This window comes from Leisingera sp. JC1 (genome assembly GCF_001679925.1).
In the GTDB taxonomy this organism is placed as follows: Bacteria; Pseudomonadota; Alphaproteobacteria; order Rhodobacterales; family Rhodobacteraceae; genus Leisingera.
Window position 1 is genome coordinate 1 of sequence record NZ_LYUZ01000036.1, and the last position, 960, is coordinate 960.

Consider the following 960-nt stretch of genomic DNA (forward strand, 5'->3'; position numbering starts at 1 on the left):
CCTTCATGGTGCCTTCGAAATTGATGTCAAAGGTGGTTTCCGGGCGGAAATCGCCCAGCGGGTCGTTGGACAGCGCCGCCAGATGCAGAACCGCATCGAAGCCCAGCAGGTCCGCGGCCTCGATCTCGCGGATATCCTTGAGGATCGACGGCACCTGCGGCATCTCCCCGCCCGGGGCAAAGGTGCAGCGCTCATAAAGATCGCTGTCGAGGCCGGTCACCTCATGGCCCGCCGCCATCAGCATCGGGGTCAGCACGGTTCCGATATAGCCCCGGTGGCCTGTCACCAGTACACGCATGGTCACGTCTCCCAAACCGCCCAGGGGCGCTGGCCGGAATTCCAGAGTTTCTGCAGGATGTGCTTGTCGCGCAGCGTGTCCATCGCCGCCCAGAAGCCATCGTGGCGGTAGGCCATCAGCTGGCCGTCCCTGGCCAGGTTTTCCAAAGGCGCGTGCTCGAACATCACCATGTCGCCTTCGATGTAGTCGAAGACCTGCGGCTCCAGCACGAAGAAGGCGCCGTTGATCCAGCCCTCGGCGGTCTGCGGTTTTTCCTCAAAGGCGGTGACCTGGTCGCCGTCAAACCGCATGTGGCCGTAGCGGGCGGGCGGGCGCACCGCGGTGATGGTGGCCAGCTTGCCGTGATAGCGGTGAAAGGCCAGCAGCTTGTCCAGGTCCACATCGGACACGCCGTCGCCCCAGGTCAGCATGAAGGTCCCGTTGCCAAGATGCGGCTGCAGCCGCTTGACCCGGCCGCCGGTCAGCGTTTCGTCACCGGTCTCGATCAGGTCGACTGTCCAGGGCGCATGCTCCTGATCGTGGCGGACCACCGGATCGGGGCGCCCCATATTGACGGTAATGCTGCCCGCCAGCGTGCCGTATTCGGCAAAGTAGCGCTTGATGTAATCGCCCTTGTAGCCAAGCGCGACAGAGAAATCATTATACCCGTAATGGGAGTATAT

The 960-nt window shown here is 62.9% G+C and carries 2 protein-coding genes; both read right to left on the reverse strand.

The genetic code is table 11. The annotated features are described in order from the left end of the window. The coding region (locus tag A9D60_RS04880) for an NAD-dependent epimerase/dehydratase family protein (RefSeq protein ID WP_141117816.1) at nt 1–298 on the reverse strand (298 nt) is incomplete at its 3' end. A 2-nt stretch (nt 299–300) separates the two neighbouring features. Further along, nucleotides 301–960, reverse strand: a 660-nt coding sequence (locus A9D60_RS04885) for a sugar phosphate nucleotidyltransferase (protein WP_217492033.1), incomplete at its 5' end; no start/stop codon positions are given.